Origin of the sequence: Desulfovibrio sp. (genome assembly GCF_019424165.1) — a bacterium.
Taxonomy (GTDB): Bacteria; Desulfobacterota; Desulfovibrionia; order Desulfovibrionales; family Desulfovibrionaceae; genus Desulfovibrio.
Genome location: NZ_JAHZAA010000020.1, coordinates 24117 through 44252 on the forward strand (window position 1 = coordinate 24117; position 20136 = coordinate 44252).

The window sequence follows — 20136 nt, forward strand, 5'->3', positions numbered from 1 at the left end:
AAAAACAGTGTTATACAAGTTTCTTACGGCGCAAGGGTCATCCCAATTCCGCAAGGACGAGATATAAAAACAGCAATCGGGGAAGGAGTACTTTACATGCGCAAGGTTTTGATGATGACCGTAGCGGTTTGCATGCTCATGGCCGGAGCGGCCCTTGCGGCTGACAGCAACGCCGTGCCCGCCGCCAAGATTGGTGTAGTGGACATGCAAACTGTGGCCACGCAGAGCGAACCCGCCGAGGCCGCCAAAAAGCAGATGGAACAGAAGTTCGGCAAAGAACGCGCCGAACTGGAAAAGCAGGGCGAAGCCCTGAAGAAAAAGGCCGAATCGCTCAAAAATCCCAAGGTCAGCGAAGAAAAAAAGCTGGAATTCATCCGCGCCAAGCAGGACCTGGACCAGAAGACCCGCAACTTCCTGCGCAAGGTTGAGCAGGAAGAAGTGAAGCTGCGCCAAGACATGGTGACCCTGGTCTTCAGCGCCACCTATGAAGTGGCCCGTACCAAGGGCTTCAACTTTGTGGTGGACGTGACTGCGGGCGGCGTTCTGTATGCCGACCAGTCAATGGACCTGACCCAGGACGTGCTCACCGAAGTGAACAGGCTTTACAAAGAAAAGAAAAACGACAAGGGCGGCAAAAAATAAGCGCCCGCCAGCAAAGCGACACGGCCTCTCGACCCTGACGGGGCGAGAGGCTTTTTTTTGCGGCAATGTTGCCTTGCCTGCGCTCTTAAGGCTGCGCGGGCAAGGCGCATGCCACGATGCGCAGGTGCAACCGCGCCCCTGGGGGCCATTTGCGCAACCTTCTGTACAGTCATTTGTGCAGGCGGACGCCGGGATGAACCTTTTGCTCGTATTGTCGCACCTGTTCGCAAAGATAAGGTTTTCAACGGGGCGCACGGCAAAGCGCCGCAGGGACAATGCCGCCGCAATCCCGGCTGTCCCGGTTGCACACACCAAATTCGCCAAGGAGGCCAGAACAATATGCAGGATTCAGTGCCACAGAGCCAGAGCATGGACATACAGCGCATCTTGCGCCTGCTGCCCCACCGCTACCCCTTCCTGCTGGTGGACAGGGTGGTGGAATGCGTCGCCGGTTCGCATATCAAGGCGTACAAAAACATCACATTCAACGAACCGTTTTTCCAGGGGCATTTTCCCGGTGCGCCCATCATGCCCGGCGTGCTCATTCTTGAGGCCCTGGCCCAGACAGGCGGCCTGCTGGCTGCGTCAGGCATGGGCGATCTGGATGACAAGCTCTTTCTCTTTACCGGCCTTGACGGCGTCAAGTTCCGCCGTCAGGTGGTCCCCGGCGACCGCCTTGACCTTGAGTGCTCCAACATCCGCATGAAACTCAAGCTTTGCAAGATGGAAGCCCGCGCCTTTGTAGACGGCAAGCTGGCCGCGGAAGCGCAGATCACCGCTGCCATTGGCGACAGGCCTAAAGACTGAACAGGCGCTGACGAGCGCTGAACAGGCGACGAACAGGCGACGAATATCTTCAAGCACACAAAAGCCCGTTTGCAGCCGGGATATCATTATCCCCCGGCTGCAAACGGGCTTTTCCTCAACCGGCCCAAGACGACCGGTTATTATTTTGCCAGCAATACCCAGGCCGGGCCTCTGGCATCCAGATGGCTGGCCACATAATTGCCTCTCTCCTCACCGCCGCAAAACACGTCTATACGGTTTTTCTTGATGGCGCCGCCCACATCCTGCGCAAAGCCGATGCCGCGCAAAGGCACCTTGCCGCGCTGCTGGTCAGGAATGTTCACCCCGTAAGCCACGACAGAGCCCAGGGGGATGAAGGTGCGGTCCGTAGCCAGCGACAGCCAATCGTCCACCACCTGCCCCATCGCTCCGGTAGGGCCACGGGTTCCGTAGCGAAAAAAGACATAACTGGGGTTTTCGTTCAATATCTCGCGCACGCGCTGCGGATTGTCCTTGAACCACTGGCGCTGCTCAAAGATATGCCCTTCCCTGAGCAGGCCTTTCTCACGCATGATACGTCCCGAACTTTTGTATTTGTGGCCGTTCTGGCCCGCATAGTTTATATAGGCCTGGGTTCCGTCATCAAAAACCAGCCGGCCTGAACCCTGGATTTCCAGAAAGAATACGTCCACAGGGTCGGCAGCCCAGGCCAGCTCCAGGCCTTTTCCGGCCAGTATCTGTTTTTCTTCAATGGTACGGCGGTCATAGTAGCGCCCACGTTTGGCCGCCACCTTTTTGAGGTCCGGCGGCAGCCCGTAGATGGCCTGGGTATACCCCGGCTTGCGTGTACGGCTGGCGCGCACCACTGGCTCGTAATATCCCGAATACTTTATGCCGTCAGGCACTTCCACCCAGCGGAAATTTGCCAGAAAAAGCTCCGGCTCCCTGTCCAGACGGGGCAGAAGCTCCTGCAGCCGGGTCAACGTGCGCGAAAGCTCGCCCCAGGTCACGGTCAACCCCGGACGCTGCACGGCAATGGCCGTGGCGGGCTTGCTGTTGACATAGCGCAAAGACTTGCGCACGGTAGGAGCCATCTCTTTCCAGCTGGTCAGGTCCTGATTGACAGGCCTCAGGCAGCTTACAAAAAACTCCGGGCTTTCAAAGGCCACAGGCGGTCCCACTGGTTCCGGAGAAGGAGGGGCCACCTTTTTGCCACAGGCCCCGAGCAGAAAACACATGAGCAGCAGCGCCGCCAGAACCGGTCTGAACCCACAGGGCCGGTCGACCGTGCCATAAACACAAGGCGCGTATAACCAAGGAGCATTCTCGTGCATGAAGAGTTCCCCACTCCTGAGATCTGGATGCCCCATCGTGTTTCCTATGGCGAAACAGATACGATGGGCGTTCTTTATTATGCTGAATATCTGCACCTTTTCGAGCGCGCCCGTAGCGAGTACATCCGCCGCTGCGGCATGAGCTACGCCGAGGTGGAGAAGAAAGGCATCATCCTGCCGGTTCGCGAGGCCCAGTGCCGCTACCGTTCGTCTGCCCGTTATGATGACCTTGTGCTGGTACGGGCGGGCATCAGCGAATGGGGGCGAGCCTCAATGCGCTTTGTATATGAGATATGGAGCGAGGACAAGAAGCGCCTTCTGGCTACCGGCATGACCCATCACGCTCTGGTCAACGGCGAAGGCCGCCCCGTGCCTGTACCTGACTGGTTCCGCAGCCTCACGTTTGATGCCGGAAAAGCTTTGGCCTGAGCAAACGGAAAAACCGGATACAACACGCGGTCCGGCAGCTCCGGGATTGCATGCGCAGCCACAACACCCTGTGGAATCAACGAAAAATCTGCGGAGCACCCCACAGCCCTCCCAACCATCATGGGCGGAAGCAACAGGCTTTTTGTGTTTCACAGGCGCAATGTGATGTTTGCCGGCACATTTGCCCGCAAAACAGGCCGTACGATGTTGAAAGGCCCCGGAATGTTCCGGGGCCTTTACGTTCCCGCTATCTTGCGCCGCACGGCGGCGCAGACACGGGCGGAGGGGGCGTTATCTGGCAAGGCTTGGCCGCTTTTGCCGATGGAAAGACTTCGGCAAGAACGGTATCCAGTGGGGGAGCGGGCCGCTTGAGCGGCCGCATATGGCCTCTCAGGAGGCCTGAAAAAACAAGAATCAGGCTGTTCTCACAAAAAACCTATAAAAAACTGCTCACGTAAACGTCTATTGCCGGTCTTCAGGTTTATGGCTGGAATCAATGCGGGCAGACTCCAGACGTCGGGCTTCATCGTCATCCGCGCTTTTTCCTGTGCAGCAGCAAGACATTTCCCGTGGGCGGTCAGCGCTGCCGCAACCACTGTCGCAGCCGCAACCGCACTGGCCCTTGCGCATGGCGCGCATCATACGCCTGATAACAAAAAAAGCTGCGGCTGCGATACAGAGCGCCACGATAATCAGTTGTATGTCCATCTTAAATCACCTCACGTTTTCATAGTGCGCCTAGCGAAAATGAAAGTCAAGTTCGCAATGACCTGATTTCAACTCTGCCACGGCATAGACGCGCTTTGCCGCCAGTCGGCACGGATATTCGAGGATAAAGAAAACCAGAAGCAGGCCGGACGCATGCCGTTCAGGCAAGCACGCAACCAAAGCCATGCTCTGCGGCAAAAAAATAACCTCAACGGCAGTTTCTGCCGGCCACTCACGGCCACATCTGCTGTGGCCGTGTGCGTATGGGGACCGCAACAGGTGACCCCGTTACGGAACAGCAAGTTATTTCATGCGGCACACAGGCTGAAAGCCCTGTCGCAACCGCATGAAGCTCTTACCTGTTTTCTTCGGCGGCCTGGGTACGGCACATTTCGCACAGACCGTACAGGTTGTGTACATGGCCCCGCAGCCTGAAGCCGTATTTTTCGGCCATTTCACGCTGTAGAGTTTCAATGCGCGGGTCGCAGATTTCCACGATCTTGCCGCACTGCAGGCAGACCAGATGGTCGTGATGGCTGTCGGGTCTGGCGACTTCATAACGGGTAATGCCGTCGCTGAAGTGAATTTCCATAGCCATACCGGCGTCACAGAGCAGTTTGAGGGTACGGTATACCGTCGTTTGCCCGATACCCGGATCGCGCTGCAGGATGTGTTGGTAAAACTCTTCAAGAGAGTGGTGGCCCGGCAGCTCAAAAAAGGCTTCGGCTATGATGCGCCGTTGCGATGTGGTGTTCAGGCCCTTGCGGTTCATGAACTCCAGAAAGTCCGCCAGGCAGGCGTTACGCTGTGTTGCTGTCATAATTGCCTACCCCCGGGAGCAATATAAAATATTTTCCACGTTCATGCCAAGAAAAACAAAGCGCGAGTTTTTCGAGCCTGTTATGCTGAAATGTTCAGAGAATACATCTTTATTTGTGACGCACTTTCAAATAAAAAGCAATGAATTACAAGAACCTGTCATGGGCTTAAATCCCGGTAATCCCTACAGCGTGAAGGCCTTGCCCCTTTGCTGCCCGCTCGGTAGCCTGTATATAAGGTTTAAAATCAAAGAGTACAGTCGTTGATTTTCCAGAACAGGATGAGCTGGATTTTTTTGCAGCAGACTTGACATTTTTATTAGGATTGAATACTGTTTTCAAACAGGACGATCCCCAACCCTTTCCGGAGCCGTACGCGCGTTCCGCCTGCAAGGAAAATAATATGGCAAATCTGATCAATTCCAAGGTTGAACCCTTCAATGTGCAGGCCTATCACCTGGGTGAACTGAAAAATGTATGCGACACCGACCTGCAGGGTCACTGGTCCATTTTCTTTTTCTATCCTGCCGACTTTACCTTTGTGTGCCCCACCGAGCTTGAAGACCTGTCGGACACCTACGAAGACTTTAAAAAACTCAATTGCGAAATTTACTCTGTCTCCACAGACAGTGCCTTTGTGCATAAAGCCTGGGCCGATGCTTCTCCGAGCATCGCCAAAATCAGGTACCCCATGCTTTCCGACAGTGCCGGCACCCTTTCCCGTGCTTTTCACGTGCTTATTGAAGAAGCCGGTCAGGCCCTGCGCGGCAGCTTTATTGTGAACCCCGAAGGCATCATCAAAGCGTATGAAGTGCACGACCTCGGTATTGGGCGTAATGCCGAAGAACTGCTGCGCAAGCTTGAAGCTGCCCAGTTTGTGGCCCAGCACGGCGATCAGGTATGCCCAGCCCGCTGGAAGCCCGGCAAATCTACCCTTAAGCCCGGCCTTGACCTGGTGGGCAAGCTCTAAGCCCTGTATTTCTCAGTCCCATAGCCTCACCCCTCCTCTGGCACTATCCCCGAACCGGAACCACCCGCGCAAGCGGGTGGTTCCTTTATATTCATCATAGTTATCTGGTCAGGCTAATTGATCTGGTCAGGGCATCTTCAATACACGCATGTGTACCGAAGCAAGCAAAGGCCTTTTTCACGCCGGAGACGCCCCATATGAGACGCGACCGGCGTAAAAAAGGCCTTTGCTATCAGATTGATCTCAAAAAATCTTTTTACTCCCTGATCCTTGCAGCGCCAGATTTTCCCAGGCAGGCTCCGGGCGTTTTACCGCATGGGCTGTCTTCAGCCGCAAGGTCTCGGCACAGGCTGCCTGGCGCGCTGTGCGCTCAGCTTTTGCGCCGCTTTATCCTGTCCAGCCGTTCCTGCATAAGAAAACGCCCGGTGACGGACTGGGGGTCAGCCACGATGGCCTCGGGAGTACCCGCGGAAACGATCAGCCCGCCATTTTCTCCGCCGCCCGGTCCCATATCAAGAACATGGTCCGAAGCCAGAATCATGTCGGTATTATGCTCGATGACCACCACGCTGGCGCCCTTGTCCACCAGGGCGTGCAGCACCTTGATGAGCTTGCCCACCTCGTGCATGTGCAGCCCCGTGGTCGGTTCGTCCAGAATGTACATGGTTCCGGGCAGGGAACGTTTGCCCAGTTCGCGCGAAATCTTGATGCGCTGGGCCTCGCCACCGGAAAGTGTGGTGGCGGGCTGCCCGAGCCGCAAGTATTCCAGCCCCACTTCTTCCAGCACTGCCAGGCGGCGCTCCAGCGCGGGATAGTTTTCAAACAGCTCCCTGGCCTGCCGCACGGTAAGGTTGAGCACCTCCGCAATATTCAGGCCCTTATACCGCACCTCAAGGGTTTCATGATTATAGCGCTTGCCCTTGCACACATCGCAGGTAACGTACACATCCGGCAAAAAGTGCATTTCCACCCGTATCTGCCCATCGCCGCCGCAAGCTTCGCAGCGGCCGCCGCGCACGTTAAAGCTGAAACGCCCCGGCTTGTAGCCGCGTTTGCGGGCGTCCTGCGTCAGGGAAAAAATATTGCGGATTTCGTCAAATATTTTTGTATAGGTGGCCGGGTTCGAGCGCGGTGTACGCCCGATGGGCGTCTGGTCGATGGCCACGACGCGCTCCACAGGGGCCGCCCCGCCCTCATATGTCAGCCCGCCGATAGTGCCGGGCTGGTCCACACGCAGGCCCAGATTCAGGGCCAGATGCTTGTAGAGCGTATCAACCACCAGCGAACTTTTGCCCGAGCCGGAAACGCCCGTCACGCAGGTCAGCACGCCAAGGGGAATACGGCATTCCACATTGCGCAGGTTGTTGGTGGTCACATTGTGCAGCACCAGCTCACCCTGCGGCTCGCGCCGGGCATCGGGCAGGGCGATGGTGTCGTCGCCACGCAGATAGCGGGCCGTGAGCGTGTCTGCATGCGAAAGCAGGTCGTCCACCTTGCCCTGGAACATGATGTCCCCGCCGTGCGCACCGGAACCGGGACCAAGCTCGATAACCGTATCCGCCTCGCAGATGGTGGCCTCGTCGTGCTCCACCACCAGCACCGTATTGCCACGGGCCTGAAGCGAGCGCAGCGTACCCAGCAGCCGCTCATTGTCGCGCGGGTGCAGGCCGATGGACGGTTCGTCCAGCACATAGGTCACCCCCACAAGGCCGGAGCCGAGCTGGCTTGCCAGCCGGATGCGCTGCGCCTCGCCCCCGGAAAGAGTGGACATGGAGCGCCCCAGCGAAAGATATTCCAGCCCCACGCTGCGCATGAAGGACAAACGGTGGGTCAGTTCTTTCATGAGCGGCTCGGCAATGACCACATGGCGGCCCGTGAACGTACGCCTGTCCAGCCATTCCAGGGCGCGCTCCACCGAAAGATTGCAAAAGTCCGCGATATTCAGGTCATCCACACGCACGGAAAGCGCGTTGACGTTGAGCCGCGCGCCCTTGCAGTCCGGGCAGTCCATGGTCTGGCGGTAGCGCGAAAGTGCTTCGCGCCAGGCATCGCCATACTGCATGCCGCTTTCCAGCAGGGGAATCACTCCGGGCCAGCGCTTTTCACTTACACTCACATCTCCGGCGCTTCTGGCCTCGGTAAAATGCTCGCTCTGGTAATCGCCGCCAGCCCCCAGGGCCACGTTGCCGCCCATCCAGTTACGACGCAGGCCCTGCGAAGAACGGGCAGGCCTGCCCTGCTCGTCTTCGCCATAAAAAAGCGCAGCCAGGGCGTCTTCAGAAAAATCTTCCAGCGGTGTGGACAGGCTGAACTTGAAACGCTTGCCCAGCGCCTTGAGCGCATCCTCATAGCGGCTGAACATCTTGCCCGTGGCCCAGGGCAGAAGCACCCCCGTGTTCAACGAAAGCCCCATATTGGGCGCAACCAGGCGCGGCTCAAAATAATCCACGCCGCCAAGGCCCACGCAGCGCGGGCAGGCCCCTTGCGGGCCGTTAAAAGAAAAAAGCTGGGGACTGGGCGCAGGCAGGGAAATACGGCAGTGCGTGCACACAGATGAGGTGGAGTGCACGGTATCGGCCTCTTCACCGGCGGCAGCCTTGTCGGGCAGATGGATGACAAGCCGTCCCTCGCCGTACCGCAGGGCCAGCTCCACCGAGTCGGCCAGACGGCCGCGCAGGCCTTCCTTGTTGACCAGGCGGTCCACCACGAGGTCAATGCTGTGTTTTTTGTTTTTATCAAGGGTGGGTACGTCATCAAGCGTGTGAAAAGCCCCGTTGACGCGCACGCGGGCAAAGCCCTCGGCCTTGAGTTTTTTAAACTTGTCCTGATGCGTGCCTTTTTGCAGCTCCACAAGAGGGGCCAGCACCATAAATTTCGTCCCCTGCGGCAGGGCAAGAATATCAGCGATGATTTCATCAGCAGCACGGGCTTCGATGGGGCGGCCGCATTGGGGGCAGTACATGCGCCCCAGCCGGGCAAAAAAGACGCGCAGAAAGTCGTATATTTCCGTCACCGTACCCACGGTAGAGCGCGGATTGCGCGAAACGCTCTGCTGCTCAAGAGAAATGGCGGGCGAAAGGCCTTCTATTTTTTCCACATCGGGCTTGTCCATCTGGGGCAGAAACTGACGCGCATAGGCCGAAAGGGATTCCACATAGCGGCGCTGCCCCTCGGCATAGACGATGTCAAAGGCCAGAGTGGATTTTCCCGAGCCTGAAGGCCCGCAAATGACCACCAGCTCATCCCGCGGGATGTCCAGGCTGATGTTTTTGAGGTTGTGCTGACGGGCCTTTTCAATATGTATGCAGGACTTGTTGGTGCTGGTATTCATGCGGGCATATGTAAGCGCGGCAGGGCCGCTTGGCAAGATGGTGATGCCGCGCCCAGGCGCGGCTAACAGGAATGAATATAATTAATACCCTGTTTTCATTATTCAATCAATATGAAAGAACTTATTTACTCCTGCGTGGACAAACAATGACAAACGCGGTATAAAAATTTTTACGAACCGCAAGTCCATCAAACTGTCTTGCGGAGGGAGTATATTATGTTTCGCCAGCGCTCATGCACTGTTTTTTTTGTTCTGGCCCTCGCCCTGACAGCCACCCTGGCACTCCACTGTGCCGCGGCTGCCGCCGGGCATGAACGTAGCGCCAGAGAAGTTTTTGCCGCCCTGCCCGAAAGTATTTTTGAAAATACCCCTGAAGGCCTCGGCCCTGTCGAAAAGCAGAAACTGCTCGCCAGCGGGCAGGCCGACTTTTGGGAAGTGGCCGGAGAAACCGAAGACGTCATGGTTTTCGCCACCCTGCCCTTTCACGATGTAGCCGTAGCCCTGCGCCTTTTCCGGCATAACGGCAGCAACGCCGTTGATGCGGCCATCGGCACACTGGGCGGCCCTGTATGCACGGTAGAGCTGTGGCGTATGGACGTTTCCGGCCGCCTTGTTCCTGTGGATACGCCGCCCGAACCGTCTGTGGAAGAATTTTTGGGCAAAGACCAGAAGCTGCCGCCGGACGTTCAGGCCACAGTCATGATCTGTCTTGGCCTTGGCGGCCTGCGGGCGCAGCCCCTGTTCTGGACAAGCACAGGCATGGCCCATGTGCCGGTAGCCAATGATATAGGCTACCAGTGGAACGGTAAAAGCTTTGAAAAGCACGTGCAGCCGCATAGTGAAATGCAGTAACAAGGCACTTCGGGCGGCCCGCCGCTGACCACAGATGCGCAGTCCATCGGTCCCTCCACCTCCGGGGGGACTATTTTTTTTCACCCGCCAGCAGGGCCGTGGCATTGATGCGCACCTGCCTGTTTGCTTCGCCCAGCGCCTCTGCCGTGCGCGCCAGCATGCGGGCAAAGCGCTCCAGCTCTTCTTCCGGGCTGGCCTTGAGACGCTCCCACAAGAGATCTTCAGCCAGATTGTGCAACGTGCGGTGCATGGCCGCAGCCCGCAGCCCCTTGTCCGTCAGCTCATACAGCAGGCTTTTCTTATCACCGGAAATTCTGCGTGGCTGAACAAAGCCCCCCACCTGCAACCGGGCCGCCATTTTTGAAACACCGCCCCGCGTCATTCCCAGTTTTCTGGCTGCGGCAACACCGTTAACCGGTTCATCACCAGCAAGAAGGGCCAGAAAATGCATCTCAGTCAAAATCAGCCCGCCAAGCTCCGCCTGCGCAAGATTGTTGCCAGCCTTGTCAAACAGCCCGTTCACTTCTTCCATCCGCTGGGCAATATTCACAAGACCGCCGATAACACGCTGTCTTAGCTCTTCTTTTTCAGGCATATCTTCTCCCTGTGCTTGCTCGGGCGCAGTGTAGCATATTTTTGTTGACCGGGAATCAAAACCCTTCTATATTGTTTCCCAGGAAACAAAAATACCATTAAAAGGAAAAACCATGCTTATTGATCTGAGCCTTCCATTGACACGAGAAACTTTTGACGCCCTTTCTGCCCACCCTGCCCTGGAGATTTTCGGCCATGTGGGAACCCACCTTGACCTTATGGGCAAGCCCTGGCCCCAGGAGTATTTCACGCGACAGGGACGAGTATTTGACGTGCGCCACGTGAGGGGCCGCGACATCATGACAAGCGACCTGCCCATGCAGCACATTGAAGCAGGAGATTTTGTGTTTCTGCGCACAGGCGTACTGGAAGAACATGCCTATGCCGACAAGGCTTACTTTCACGCTCCGGTGGAACTTGCCTGGGATCTGCTGGAAGCCCTGACGCAAAAGGGCGTGGCCATGATCGGAGTGGACTGCGCTGGCGTTCGCCTGCCCGGGGAGCACAAAAAAGCCGACCTCCTCTGTGCGGAAGCTGGTACATTTGTAGTAGAAAACGTCTATAATCTTGAAGCGCTGTGTACGGTTGCAGGAGAAAAAACCTTTGTTGTCAGAACGTTTCCCCTGCGTCTTGAGGGCAGCACCGGCCTGCCCTGCCGCATTGTGGCCGAGTTCGCGGCCGCCTGAAACCGGGCGATCACGCCGCATGACAGGCAGCCATCCGCAAAATGTCCGCAGGCAGGCGTGCCGCCACAAAGGACTGCGCCGCTTTCCCGGAAATATCGTCGGGAAAGCGGCGCGAAAAACTCCGTGACTGCAGCGGACTATTTCTCAAGCCATTCCTGCAATTTTTCCTCCAGAACCTCAGCAGCCATGCGCGGCGTGGCGTACATGCCCGCAGCTTCCCGCTGCCGGGCGGCCTCGGATAAAATAATGGCCGCCGCTACAGACACGTTGAAACTCTGGATCATCCCGTACATGGGAATATAAAGTTCGCCATCGGCCATCTGCAACAGTTCCTGCTCTACACCGCTGTGCTCATTGCCCATAATGACGGCTGTGGGGCGGGTAAAGTCCCAGTCGCGCAGCGGGCGGGCTGTGGGCGAGCAGGATGTAGCCAGTACCTGCATGTTTTGCCCGCGCAGGCTTTCCATAAGTGCCGCGCTGTCTTTGTGACGCGCGCTCTCCACCCATTTTCTGGCGGAAGCCGACGTCTTGCGCCCAAGCGAGGGAAACGGTGTATTGGTATAATACAGGTTGACGCGGCTGACGCCAAAGGCATCGCACGAACGATAAATGGCTGAAACATTATGCGGATCGTGAATATTTGCCAGCACCAGGGTGAGGTCCGGCTGGCGGTGGGCCAGCACTTCGAGCAGACGGGCCTTGCGCCGTTCCGTGGGTTCCTTGGTCATGAGGTCTTCCTTTGCTGTTCTGTTCAGGTCCTGATACTTCTCAAAAAAAGCCCGCTCAGGCAAGCCGCATCGCAAAAAGCCCCCGAAACCTGTTTCCGGGGGCCTGGGCAGCGTCGTCCGCGGGATTTCGCGCGTCAAAATGCCTTTGATTTGAGCATGTCCGTCCATGAAGATTCCCTGCCGGCCGGGCGGCTCGGGTCCACCCAGCCCAGCACCTGACGCCCCATGTCCCAGGCAAGGGCGCGGGCTATGAGGCCTGCGGGATCTTCAGGATTAACCTCCGTGATGGAGAATAGATAAAAGTCGTGCACCTGCCGGGCATCCATAAGCCCGCCCTGGGCCATGGACCACAGCAGCGTACCGCTTTTGGCGTCGTACACCTCGATAGCCAGCGAAAGCGAACTGGTGCCGCCGGAGCCGCCGTCCATATAATGGTTGATGTACCCGCCCACCAGCATGTCGGCCCCGCGTGCGCGCGCAAGCGCAAGAGCGCGCTGCGGGTCAAAAGGCCCGGCCTTGGCATCATACTCAAGCGCCGAAAAGGCATTGAGCGACAGCCACACCTGCCAGATCTGGCGTGAAAACATGGTGCTGAAGGTCACGGGGTCTTTTATCTGCTGCACGGCCCGAAAAGGCACAAAAAGTGCGGTCGGGCGATAGCCCAGAGGCTCCATGGGGCGCACATAGATGGCCGGAGGCTGCCGCCGCACAAAGTTGTTGACCTGCACCTGTATGGGCATGCTCAGGTCGCCGGTAAAGTCGTAGGTACGACGGCTGTCGTCAGGAGCACGCGAGCAGCCCCAAAGCAAAAAAAGCAGCAGGCCCAGCGCCACGGTCATGACCATGCGTGCCAGCGGCCATGCGTATGCCGCAAGGCTCTGTTCACGCCACGTTCCGGAAAATTTCAGGCAGGTATGCATATTTTCTCCTGGCCGGGGCCGCCGCGCGTCACTTTTGGCATCCATTTGCCAACTGCTGCCCGGCGCCTGCTGTAGCTGATAAAATGCCGCCCCCGTTAAAAAGCCCCCGCATGCCGCACTGCGGGGCGGCACAGTGTGTGCCATTTTTCTGTCAGATGCCAGAAACGTGCCAAGCAGGGGCCTACAGCTCGGCCGGATACGGCAACCTGGCCGACAGACGCCGGCTGCCGCTGAAAAGTATCGCCGCCCGACCGTCCACAAAGAAACGGCCGGGCGGCGATGCCTATTGGGGGCAAACGCCGTAATTCAGGCTACAACCGTGCCGCCTGAAAAATCTGCAAAATCAGGGGGGCGAGCAGCAGCACCACCGGAGCAAGCCCCATAAGAGTTTGCGGCCAGGTAAGCTTGAGGGCTGCGCGGCAGCCTATCAGCACGCAAGCCACCATCCAGACAAAACCCACAAGAGAACCCAGCAGGGGAACCACACACAGCAAGGTGGGCGCGGCAGAATAGGCCAGCACCTGAAATACCTGGCTGAAATCGGTGCGGTTGCCGCGCACAAAGCCATAGGTAAAATTTATGAGCGCGCTGAGCACGTACAACTGGATGACGGACATGCCCGTTTTTATAAGCATGACCATCGGCAGGCTCATCTGTGGCGAAAGCATGACCAGCATCTTTTCAAGCTGCGGGTCCGAGGCGGCACTGGGGGCCATGAGCGACATGAACACGCCCGACCAGACACGCTCCACAACAACCTGTACCACACTCACCAGCAGATAGAAAATCAGGGCGCGCATTTGCGGCGAACCTGGCTGCACCTGGCTGAAAAAGCGCTGCGCACCGAACATGACCCGCATGCAGGTCTGATAAAATGCCGCTATCCACCCATCCGGTTCAGGGGCTGTTTCCCAGGGGATGCCGCTTTCCGCATGGTCATATTCGTCATCATAGTCGCGACCGTCATAGGGATCATCCCCGTCTTCGGCGTGACGGCCATAGCCGTTACGGGGGGTATACCCATCACGGGCATCATGACCGTCATGGCCGTCATGTCTGTCGTGACTGTCATGCCCGCTGCCGTTCTTTCCTTCCAGGCCGCCCCTGGTTCCATAGCGCTCGTATTCGCGTTCATAAGCGCGACTGGCCGCGGCACGGGGGTCTTCTTCCGCGTGTTCGTCCCCTCTGGAGCCGCGCGGGTCAAAAGGCCGCGCTCCGCCCGCAGAAGTTTCTTCCCCGTTGTCGTCCTCGTGCTCTTCCTGCACTGACCGGCCCGACCGGTCTGACCGGCCGGAAATTCCAGGAGAGGAACCCGGCACAATGGCGCCGGGGGGCAGCGGATCGTCTTCTTCAGGGCCACGCGCGGAAGAGGGTTCATCCACACCCGGTGCGGCATCCTGGGCTGATGCAGCAGGCCTGTCGGCATTGCCCCGGTGTACGGCTTCCTGCTGCTCCGCCTGTGGCGCGTCCGGCAGAACTTCGTGTTCCCCCGTGGACGGCCCGAAACGAAAGCGGCAGGCGCAATGGGGGCAGGTGGCGATAACCGCGCGCGCTGGCAGACGGTCGGCGGACACTTGGCGGCTGAAGCCGCAACGCGGGCAGGTAATGTTCACTAGACTCTCCTCGGTAAGCTCAAAAGATGGGCATGAATCCTTTTTATACTATCCGCAGGCCCCGGCGCTGGCAAGAGGCCGCCTCTGACCTTGCCGCGCCGGAAAAAACCTGTGGCTGCGAAGGATTCTTATTGTTGACAGCCTTGCTGAGTGGCTATACTCTGGCTTCCACAAGGGGAGTAACTGGGTTCTTGAAACCCGGGCGGTATCAACAGCATGGCTTTCGGGCCTGGTGCCGCCGTCGGTAAGCCGATTAGTGAGACCTTGGCGTGAACGCCAAGGTCTTTTTTTATTTTTAAGGAGACATCATGAACATACGCGCCCTACGGCCCTACATTTTGGCAGTGCTCATGACCATTCCCGGTCTTGCCCTGCATCTGGCACCGCCGGATATTTCTCCGTTTATCGTGACGCTGCTTTCAGGCATGGCCATCCTCGGCGCGTCATTTCTGCTCACCTGGGCCTGTGAAGTGGCCCAGATGGACATGCCGCAAGCCGTGGCCGTAGCTGTGGTGGCCTTTATCGCCGTGCTGCCCGAATATGCGGTGGACATGTACTTTACCTGGATGGCGGGCCAACACCCCGAAAGCCCTTATTCACACTATGCCATCGCCAACATGACCGGCGCCAACAGGCTGCTTATCGGCGTGGGCTGGTCGGCCATTGTATTGATCTTTGCCGGACGCTTTCATTCGGCGGTGACTCTCAACGACGACAAACGCACCGACGTGCTGTTTCTGGCCATGGCCACGCTTTATGCCCTGTTCATCCCCATCAAGGGTTCACTGACCTGGGTGGACGGCCTGGTGCTTCTGGGCATTTATGTGTGGTATATCCTTATCATCATGCGCCGCCCCGTGGAGGAAGAAGAGCTGGAAGGCCCGGCCGAGGTTCTTGCCAAGCTGGCAAAAAAAATACGGCTGCGCACTGTAGGGGGCATTTTTATTTTTTCGGCCCTGGTTATTCTCGGCAATGCCGAATCTTTCAGCGAAGGGCTTGTTGCCAGCGGAAAACAGTTGAATATCAACGAATTTCTCTTGGTACAGTGGGTCGCCCCCCTGGCTTCGGAAGCGCCGGAATTTATCGTGGCCGTCATGTTCGCCTCGCGGGGTAACGCCGGTCTGGCCCTGGGCTGCCTGCTTTCGTCAAAGCTTAATCAATGGACTCTGCTGGTTGGCATGATACCCGGCGTATACGCGGTTTCTTCCGGCAGCCTTAGCCCTGCCATAAACCTTGACACACACCAGTTTCAGGAAATATTACTCACAGCCGGGCAGTCTCTCTTCGCCGTGGCCCTGCTGCTGGACCTGCGCCTGCATGTGCGTGAAGCCGTGTGGCTACTGCTGCTCTTCAGCCTTCAGCTGCTTTCGCCGCTGTACGAAGTGCATCTGGAGGGCCTGCTGGGCCTGCCCCACGACCCGTTGCGTCTGCACCTGTTTTACGCCAAGGTATACCTTGTGCTGGCGGTGATTCTGCTTGTCAAGAACTGGCGGCAGACCTGGGAACTTCGCAAGGGCTTCAAAGTTTAATCAAAGCATGTATACTGTTGCGGGCGGGGCAAAGCCGCCGCCCGCAACTTTGCATCAATGGCCCGCATGGCCGGAGAGCACGTATGGAACAGTACCTCGGGCAAGCAGTTTCGCCTTCACATTTTACTGGTTATCAAGGTATTATATCCATGCCGCGCCTTTTGTCTCTTCTGCTCTTGGTCTTGCTGCTTGGAGAAAGAGCGGCCGAAGCGGCCCGTATGCCGGACCAGCAGACGCCATCGCCCGCCCTTTCACAAGAATTCACAGCCAACGTCGATGTGACGGAGATCGCCCCTGACGGCGATGCCGCACATTCCGCACAGCTTGCCGGGCATCCCGCGCCCGAAAATCACGCCCACGCCCCCGGAACAGATGCCGCCGGGCAGGACAGTGCCGACGCTGCGGAGCAGTCCGCCCGCGACAGCGCCGCCGCCATTATTTCCGGCGCGCGCAGACCCGGCATTATCGAGCATCAGCTTGTCCATAACGAGCCGGGCAGCCCCATGATCAACATCAGCTACCCTTCAGTGGGCAGCAAACAGATCGACGCCGATATCCGCCAATGGGTCACGGGCATTGCCACAGCGTTTGATCAGAGCTGTAGCGCGGCGGGACTTTCTACAGGCTCCGGCCTTGATGGAGAGCGCCCGCCTTACGAACTGTGGGCCTCCTACAGCATTACCGCCCCTTCCCCCGCAGGGCTCAGCATTACCTTTGAAGTCTGGACCTATACCGGCGGCGCGCACGGCAACCTTGATGTCATGACCCTCAACTACAGCCTGCTTACCGGGCAGCGGCTTGGCCTTGTAGACCTTTTTGAAGATCCGGACGTGGCGTTGAGCCTCATGTCAGAATGGTCGTACAACGAGCTTTCCCGGCGCCTTGGCGGCATGCGGCAGGAACAGATGCTGCGCACGGGCCTCAATCCCGTGCCGGAAAATTTCGCCAGCCTTACCCTTACCCCCCAGGGGGTGCGCATCAATTTTCAGCCATACCAGGTAGCGCCCTGGGCGGCCGGAGCGCAAAAAGTAAATATGCCTCTGGACCAGTTGCTGGCCGCCAGACCGCTGCTGAGCATCTGGGGACGATAGCGCGTTCACGCCTGCTCACGCTTTATGATGCCTTGAGGGGGAGGGGGCGCCTTTGCGGCGGTAATCTCGCGAGGCGCCACTCCCCGCCGCAAAGGCATCTCCTGTGCGCGCGCCAAGCCCAAGGGCAAGTCAAAACCAACGGCTCTATGCCATAACTTCCACAATACCCGCCGCCAGCACATGCCCCTGGCCGTCATACACCGCCGCGACCTGTCCGGGAGCGGAGGGAAACTGCGGTTCCGCAAAACGTATGTCCAGGCGGCCCGAGGCGTCCAGCGTCACCGCTGCGGGCGACGGCCTCTGCCTGTGCCGCAGGCGCACCAGCAGCTCGCCGCTCCAGTACTGCTGCGGCAAAGACACGTTGGCCGCACCTGTGCGGCAGTGCGTGACGCCCAGCAAAGCGCGCGGCCCCACCACAAGGGCATTGGCCGCACCATCCTTGGCGAGCACGTACAAAGGCTCACTGTGGGCTATGCCCAAGCCCTTACGCTGCCCTTCGGTATAGCGCCAGAGGCCCTTGTGCCGGGCGATCTCCCGCAGCCCTCCCGCGGCATCACGCAAAAATACGGGGCCTGGGCCGGGCGGCACAGTGGCTGCCTTCCGCCAGCGGCGTTCGAGAAATGGCCGGTAGGCATCGGCGGCGGACAAGCCCGCCGTTGCAGCCCCGCCCACCGCCGGGGCGAAACAGATATCCTGACTCTCACTGGGAACAGGCACGACCAGCCCTGCCCTGGCCACAATTTCACGGCTGCGGGCCTTGTCCTGCTCCGCAAGTGGAAAGCAGGCCCTGGCCAGACGCTCACGCGGCACAAGGCTCAAAAAATAACTCTGATCCTTGGTCGCGTCATACGCCGCAGCCAGCAGGGGCGGATGTGTTCCGTGTGTGCCATACTGCTCTGCCTCGCAACCGGAACCGCTGTCCCCGGTGAAAACACGGGCATTGCCCTGCGATGCCGCCGGGTTCAGCGTTTCCGGCAGGGAGGCCGACACCGCGTCTTCCGGCGCGGGGGCCAGCCGCGCATAGTGCCCGGTAGCCAGCTTCTGCGCACCCAGATCCATCGCGGCATCAAACAGGGCTCCGAATTTTATGGCGCGGTTGCACAGGGCGCAGGGATTGGGCGTGCGGCCCGCTGCATAGGCAGCGGCAAAGGGAGCCAGCACCTCACGCTCAAATACAGGCCGAAGGTCTGCCACATGCAGTGGCACGCCAAGGGCCGCGCAAGCCGCAGCAAGGCCGGGCGGCGGCTCGGGGATGGCATCGGGCAGAAAAAGACCATGCAGCGCCAATACGCTGTGTCCTGCCTGTTGCAGCATGACAAGGGCGCAAAGGCTGTCCACGCCGCCGCTCACGGCCACGGCCACGGTATTGGATAAAGTGCTGTTGCCGGTAGACATAGCATGGTCTCTGCCGCCGCAATCCACAGGCTCTCCCGCCATTTCTGGCTGGCCAACGAGCGATGGACGGCGTTTCTGGCGTCTCAAACGCCGGTATTTTGATGGGAGAAGGCATGGCGGGAGGTGCAGCCCTGCTTTACAAAACTGCCCCTCCTGACCAAAAGACTGCCTGTTCTATAAAATCTGATTCAGGAACTGGCGCAGGCGGGGATGGCGGGGAGTAGTAAACAGGGTTTCCGGTCTGCCCTGTTCAACAATCTGCCCCTGGTCCATAAAGATAAGACGGTCCGCCACGGTACGGGCAAAGCCCATTTCGTGGGTGACGCAAACCATGGTCATACCCTCTTCAGCCAGCTTGACCATAACGTCCAGCACTTCACCCACCATTTCCGGGTCAAGGGCGGAAGTGGGTTCGTCAAACAGCATGATGTCGGGCTGCATGGCAAGCGCGCGGGCAATGGCCACGCGCTGTTGCTGCCCGCCGGAAAGCATGGCCGGATACACATTGGCCTTGTCGCTGATGCCCACTTTTTTCAGCAGCCCCAGTGCACGGGATTCAGCCTCTTCGCGCGAAAGTTTGCGCAGCTTGATGGGCGCAAGCGTCAGGTTTTCCAGCACGGTTTTGTGCGGAAAAAGGTTGAACTGCTGAAAGACCATGCCCAGATTCTGGCGCACCAGGTTAATATCGTTGTCCGGGCTCATGATATTCTGCCCTTTGACCACAATACTGCCCTGGTCGATTTCTTCCAGGCGGTTTATGGAGCGCAGCAAGGTTGATTTTCCCGAGCCGGAAGGGCCGATGATAACCACACGCTCGCCGGTGGCCACGTCCAGGCTCACATCCTGCAAGGCGGGCAGCGAGCCGAAGTACTTCCATACATTGCTGATGGCAATGATGGGCTCAGGGGCGGCCTGCGTGGCCGTAGTGCTACTTTCCGTCATAATAGTTCAGCCTGGCTTCCATGATGCTCACGGTTTTGGAAAGAATGAGCGTGATGACAAGATACAGAAGGGCTACCACCGTATACGTCTCAAAATAGAGATAGGTGGTTCCCACAAAGCTTCTGGCACGCTGCATGATGTCTGGCACAGCCATGATGGACACCAGAGAGGTATCCTTGAGCATGGCTATGCATTCATTGCCCACGGGCGGCAGAATGGTGCGCATGGCTTGCGGCAGAACCACATAACGCATGGTCTGAAAGCCGTTGAATCCCAACGAACGCGCAGCTTCGCTCTGCCCCTTGTTGATGGCGGTGATGCCCGCGCGGAACACTTCGCCCAGATATGCGCCGTAGCAAAAGCTGATGGCCACCACGGCGGAAGTAACACCGCTGACCTGCACAAAACGTGAAAGCGCGTAGTAGATGTAAAAAATCTGCACCAGCAAAGGAATGCCGCGGATCACCTCCACATAGGTGGAGGCAATAAGGTTGATCAGGCGATTATTGGAAATGCGCCCGAGGCCGGTGATCAGGCCAAGAGGTACGGCACAGCAGATGGAAAGAACGGTGATCTTGAAGGTAATAAGAACGCCGTCCGGCAGATAGAGCAAAATGCGCAAATAGGGTTCGGGCCAGAGCAGGCACAGGGCAAACAACGTGGAGATGGCCCCGACAAGGGCAATGGACCAGGCATTGATGAGCCGCCATTCGCGGGGGTCAGGGATGGAGGCCCCCTCCGTGACCATAATAATGTTGCCCTTGCTTC

Annotated in this window: 19 protein-coding genes; 8 read left to right on the plus strand and 11 right to left on the minus strand. The window is 58.3% G+C overall.

What is annotated here, in order from left to right; all coding sequences use genetic code 11:
• Positions 1–96 precede the first annotated feature (96 nt).
• Together QZ377_RS08210 and fabZ are read left to right on the plus strand one after the other, a co-directional pair.
• Entirely contained in the window at positions 97–642 is a 546-nt protein-coding gene (locus QZ377_RS08210; RefSeq protein WP_012624244.1) for an OmpH family outer membrane protein, read from the plus strand.
• A gap of 339 nt (positions 643–981) precedes the next feature.
• Entirely contained in the window at positions 982–1449 is a 468-nt protein-coding gene (gene fabZ / locus QZ377_RS08215) for a 3-hydroxyacyl-ACP dehydratase FabZ (protein WP_012624243.1), read from the plus strand.
• 140 nt (positions 1450–1589) lie between these two features.
• On the opposite strand, the gene QZ377_RS08220 is transcribed toward fabZ, so the two are convergent.
• Complete coding sequence (locus tag QZ377_RS08220) at positions 1590–2762, minus strand: MltA domain-containing protein (protein WP_291440676.1); 1173 nt, start codon at positions 2760–2762, stop codon at positions 1590–1592.
• 27 nt (positions 2763–2789) lie between these two features.
• On the opposite strand from QZ377_RS08220, the gene QZ377_RS08225 reads away from it, so the two are divergent.
• Complete coding sequence (locus QZ377_RS08225; protein ID WP_291440677.1) at positions 2790–3191, plus strand: thioesterase family protein; 402 nt, start codon at positions 2790–2792, stop codon at positions 3189–3191.
• Between the two features lie 462 nt (positions 3192–3653).
• Here QZ377_RS08225 and QZ377_RS08230 read toward each other — a convergent pair whose 3' ends face one another.
• Positions 3654–3899, minus strand: a complete 246-nt coding sequence (locus QZ377_RS08230; RefSeq protein ID WP_291440678.1) for a FeoB-associated Cys-rich membrane protein — start codon at positions 3897–3899, stop codon at positions 3654–3656.
• A 355-nt stretch (positions 3900–4254) separates the two neighbouring features.
• The gene (locus tag QZ377_RS08235) at positions 4255–4719 is read right to left on the minus strand and encodes a transcriptional repressor (protein ID WP_291440679.1); all 465 of its coding nucleotides are present in this window, start codon (positions 4717–4719) and stop codon (positions 4255–4257) included.
• A 401-nt stretch (positions 4720–5120) separates the two neighbouring features.
• Here QZ377_RS08235 and ahpC point away from each other — a divergent pair, with 401 nt between their 5' ends.
• Complete coding sequence (gene ahpC / locus QZ377_RS08240) at positions 5121–5687, plus strand: alkyl hydroperoxide reductase subunit C (protein WP_291440680.1); 567 nt, start codon at positions 5121–5123, stop codon at positions 5685–5687.
• Positions 5688–6057: 370 nt separating this feature from the next.
• Here ahpC and uvrA read toward each other — a convergent pair whose 3' ends face one another.
• On the minus strand, positions 6058–9018 hold the full coding sequence (gene uvrA, locus QZ377_RS08245) for an excinuclease ABC subunit UvrA (RefSeq protein WP_291440681.1): 2961 nt from the start codon (positions 9016–9018) through the stop codon (positions 6058–6060).
• Positions 9019–9234: 216 nt separating this feature from the next.
• Between uvrA and QZ377_RS08250 the strand changes: the two genes are divergently transcribed.
• Positions 9235–9870 (plus strand): hypothetical protein, encoded by a 636-nt coding sequence (locus QZ377_RS08250; protein ID WP_291440682.1) that lies wholly within the window; start codon positions 9235–9237, stop codon positions 9868–9870.
• A 70-nt stretch (positions 9871–9940) separates the two neighbouring features.
• Here QZ377_RS08250 and QZ377_RS08255 read toward each other — a convergent pair whose 3' ends face one another.
• Positions 9941–10465, minus strand: a complete 525-nt coding sequence (locus QZ377_RS08255; RefSeq protein WP_291440683.1) for a MarR family transcriptional regulator — start codon at positions 10463–10465, stop codon at positions 9941–9943.
• 112 nt (positions 10466–10577) lie between these two features.
• Between QZ377_RS08255 and QZ377_RS08260 the strand changes: the two genes are divergently transcribed.
• Positions 10578–11150, plus strand: coding sequence for a cyclase family protein (locus QZ377_RS08260; RefSeq protein WP_291440684.1), 573 nt, complete (start codon positions 10578–10580; stop codon positions 11148–11150).
• A 137-nt stretch (positions 11151–11287) separates the two neighbouring features.
• On the opposite strand, the gene QZ377_RS08265 is transcribed toward QZ377_RS08260, so the two are convergent.
• From QZ377_RS08265 to QZ377_RS08275, 3 genes are all read right to left on the minus strand, one after another.
• A complete protein-coding gene (locus QZ377_RS08265; RefSeq protein ID WP_291440685.1) occupies positions 11288–11878 on the minus strand; it encodes a TrmH family RNA methyltransferase in 591 nt (196 codons plus the stop codon).
• A gap of 134 nt (positions 11879–12012) precedes the next feature.
• Positions 12013–12798 (minus strand): hypothetical protein, encoded by a 786-nt coding sequence (locus QZ377_RS08270; RefSeq protein WP_291440686.1) that lies wholly within the window; start codon positions 12796–12798, stop codon positions 12013–12015.
• Positions 12799–13109: 311 nt separating this feature from the next.
• Complete coding sequence (locus QZ377_RS08275; RefSeq protein WP_291440687.1) at positions 13110–14411, minus strand: YIP1 family protein; 1302 nt, start codon at positions 14409–14411, stop codon at positions 13110–13112.
• Positions 14412–14719: 308 nt separating this feature from the next.
• On the opposite strand from QZ377_RS08275, the gene QZ377_RS08280 reads away from it, so the two are divergent.
• Positions 14720–15940, plus strand: a complete 1221-nt coding sequence (locus QZ377_RS08280) for a sodium:calcium antiporter (protein ID WP_291440688.1) — start codon at positions 14720–14722, stop codon at positions 15938–15940.
• A gap of 149 nt (positions 15941–16089) precedes the next feature.
• A complete protein-coding gene (locus QZ377_RS08285) occupies positions 16090–17031 on the plus strand; it encodes a DUF3298 and DUF4163 domain-containing protein (protein WP_291440689.1) in 942 nt (313 codons plus the stop codon).
• 144 nt (positions 17032–17175) lie between these two features.
• Here the strand turns inward: QZ377_RS08285 and QZ377_RS08290 are convergent, their stop codons facing one another.
• From QZ377_RS08290 to QZ377_RS08300, 3 genes are all read right to left on the minus strand, one after another.
• Positions 17176–18426, minus strand: coding sequence for a tRNA-specific 2-thiouridylase (locus QZ377_RS08290; RefSeq protein ID WP_291440690.1), 1251 nt, complete (start codon positions 18424–18426; stop codon positions 17176–17178).
• 174 nt (positions 18427–18600) lie between these two features.
• The gene (locus QZ377_RS08295) at positions 18601–19368 is read right to left on the minus strand and encodes an amino acid ABC transporter ATP-binding protein (protein WP_291440691.1); all 768 of its coding nucleotides are present in this window, start codon (positions 19366–19368) and stop codon (positions 18601–18603) included.
• On the minus strand, positions 19355–20136 hold a 782-nt coding region (locus QZ377_RS08300; RefSeq protein WP_365854670.1), incomplete at its 5' end, for an amino acid ABC transporter permease. The genes QZ377_RS08300 and QZ377_RS08295, both read right to left, overlap by 14 nt.

Excerpts from the sequence above, each read along its gene's own strand:
- QZ377_RS08210 (WP_012624244.1), top strand. The coding sequence starts at position 97 with ATGCGCAAGGTTTTGATGATGACCGTAGCGGTTTGCATGCTCATGGCC.
- fabZ (WP_012624243.1), top strand. The coding sequence starts at position 982 with ATGCAGGATTCAGTGCCACAGAGCCAGAGCATGGACATACAGCGCATC.
- QZ377_RS08220 (WP_291440676.1), bottom strand. The coding sequence starts at position 2,762 with ATGCACGAGAATGCTCCTTGGTTATACGCGCCTTGTGTTTATGGCACG.
- QZ377_RS08225 (WP_291440677.1), top strand. The coding sequence starts at position 2,790 with ATGCCCCATCGTGTTTCCTATGGCGAAACAGATACGATGGGCGTTCTT.
- QZ377_RS08230 (WP_291440678.1), bottom strand. The coding sequence starts at position 3,899 with ATGGACATACAACTGATTATCGTGGCGCTCTGTATCGCAGCCGCAGCT.
- QZ377_RS08235 (WP_291440679.1), bottom strand. The coding sequence starts at position 4,719 with ATGACAGCAACACAGCGTAACGCCTGCCTGGCGGACTTTCTGGAGTTC.
- ahpC (WP_291440680.1), top strand. The coding sequence starts at position 5,121 with ATGGCAAATCTGATCAATTCCAAGGTTGAACCCTTCAATGTGCAGGCC.
- uvrA (WP_291440681.1), bottom strand. The coding sequence starts at position 9,018 with ATGAATACCAGCACCAACAAGTCCTGCATACATATTGAAAAGGCCCGT.
- QZ377_RS08250 (WP_291440682.1), top strand. The coding sequence starts at position 9,235 with ATGTTTCGCCAGCGCTCATGCACTGTTTTTTTTGTTCTGGCCCTCGCC.
- QZ377_RS08255 (WP_291440683.1), bottom strand. The coding sequence starts at position 10,465 with ATGCCTGAAAAAGAAGAGCTAAGACAGCGTGTTATCGGCGGTCTTGTG.
- QZ377_RS08260 (WP_291440684.1), top strand. The coding sequence starts at position 10,578 with ATGCTTATTGATCTGAGCCTTCCATTGACACGAGAAACTTTTGACGCC.
- QZ377_RS08265 (WP_291440685.1), bottom strand. The coding sequence starts at position 11,878 with ATGACCAAGGAACCCACGGAACGGCGCAAGGCCCGTCTGCTCGAAGTG.
- QZ377_RS08270 (WP_291440686.1), bottom strand. The coding sequence starts at position 12,798 with ATGCATACCTGCCTGAAATTTTCCGGAACGTGGCGTGAACAGAGCCTT.
- QZ377_RS08280 (WP_291440688.1), top strand. The coding sequence starts at position 14,720 with ATGAACATACGCGCCCTACGGCCCTACATTTTGGCAGTGCTCATGACC.
- QZ377_RS08285 (WP_291440689.1), top strand. The coding sequence starts at position 16,090 with ATGCCGCGCCTTTTGTCTCTTCTGCTCTTGGTCTTGCTGCTTGGAGAA.
- QZ377_RS08290 (WP_291440690.1), bottom strand. The coding sequence starts at position 18,426 with ATGTCTACCGGCAACAGCACTTTATCCAATACCGTGGCCGTGGCCGTG.
- QZ377_RS08295 (WP_291440691.1), bottom strand. The coding sequence starts at position 19,368 with ATGACGGAAAGTAGCACTACGGCCACGCAGGCCGCCCCTGAGCCCATC.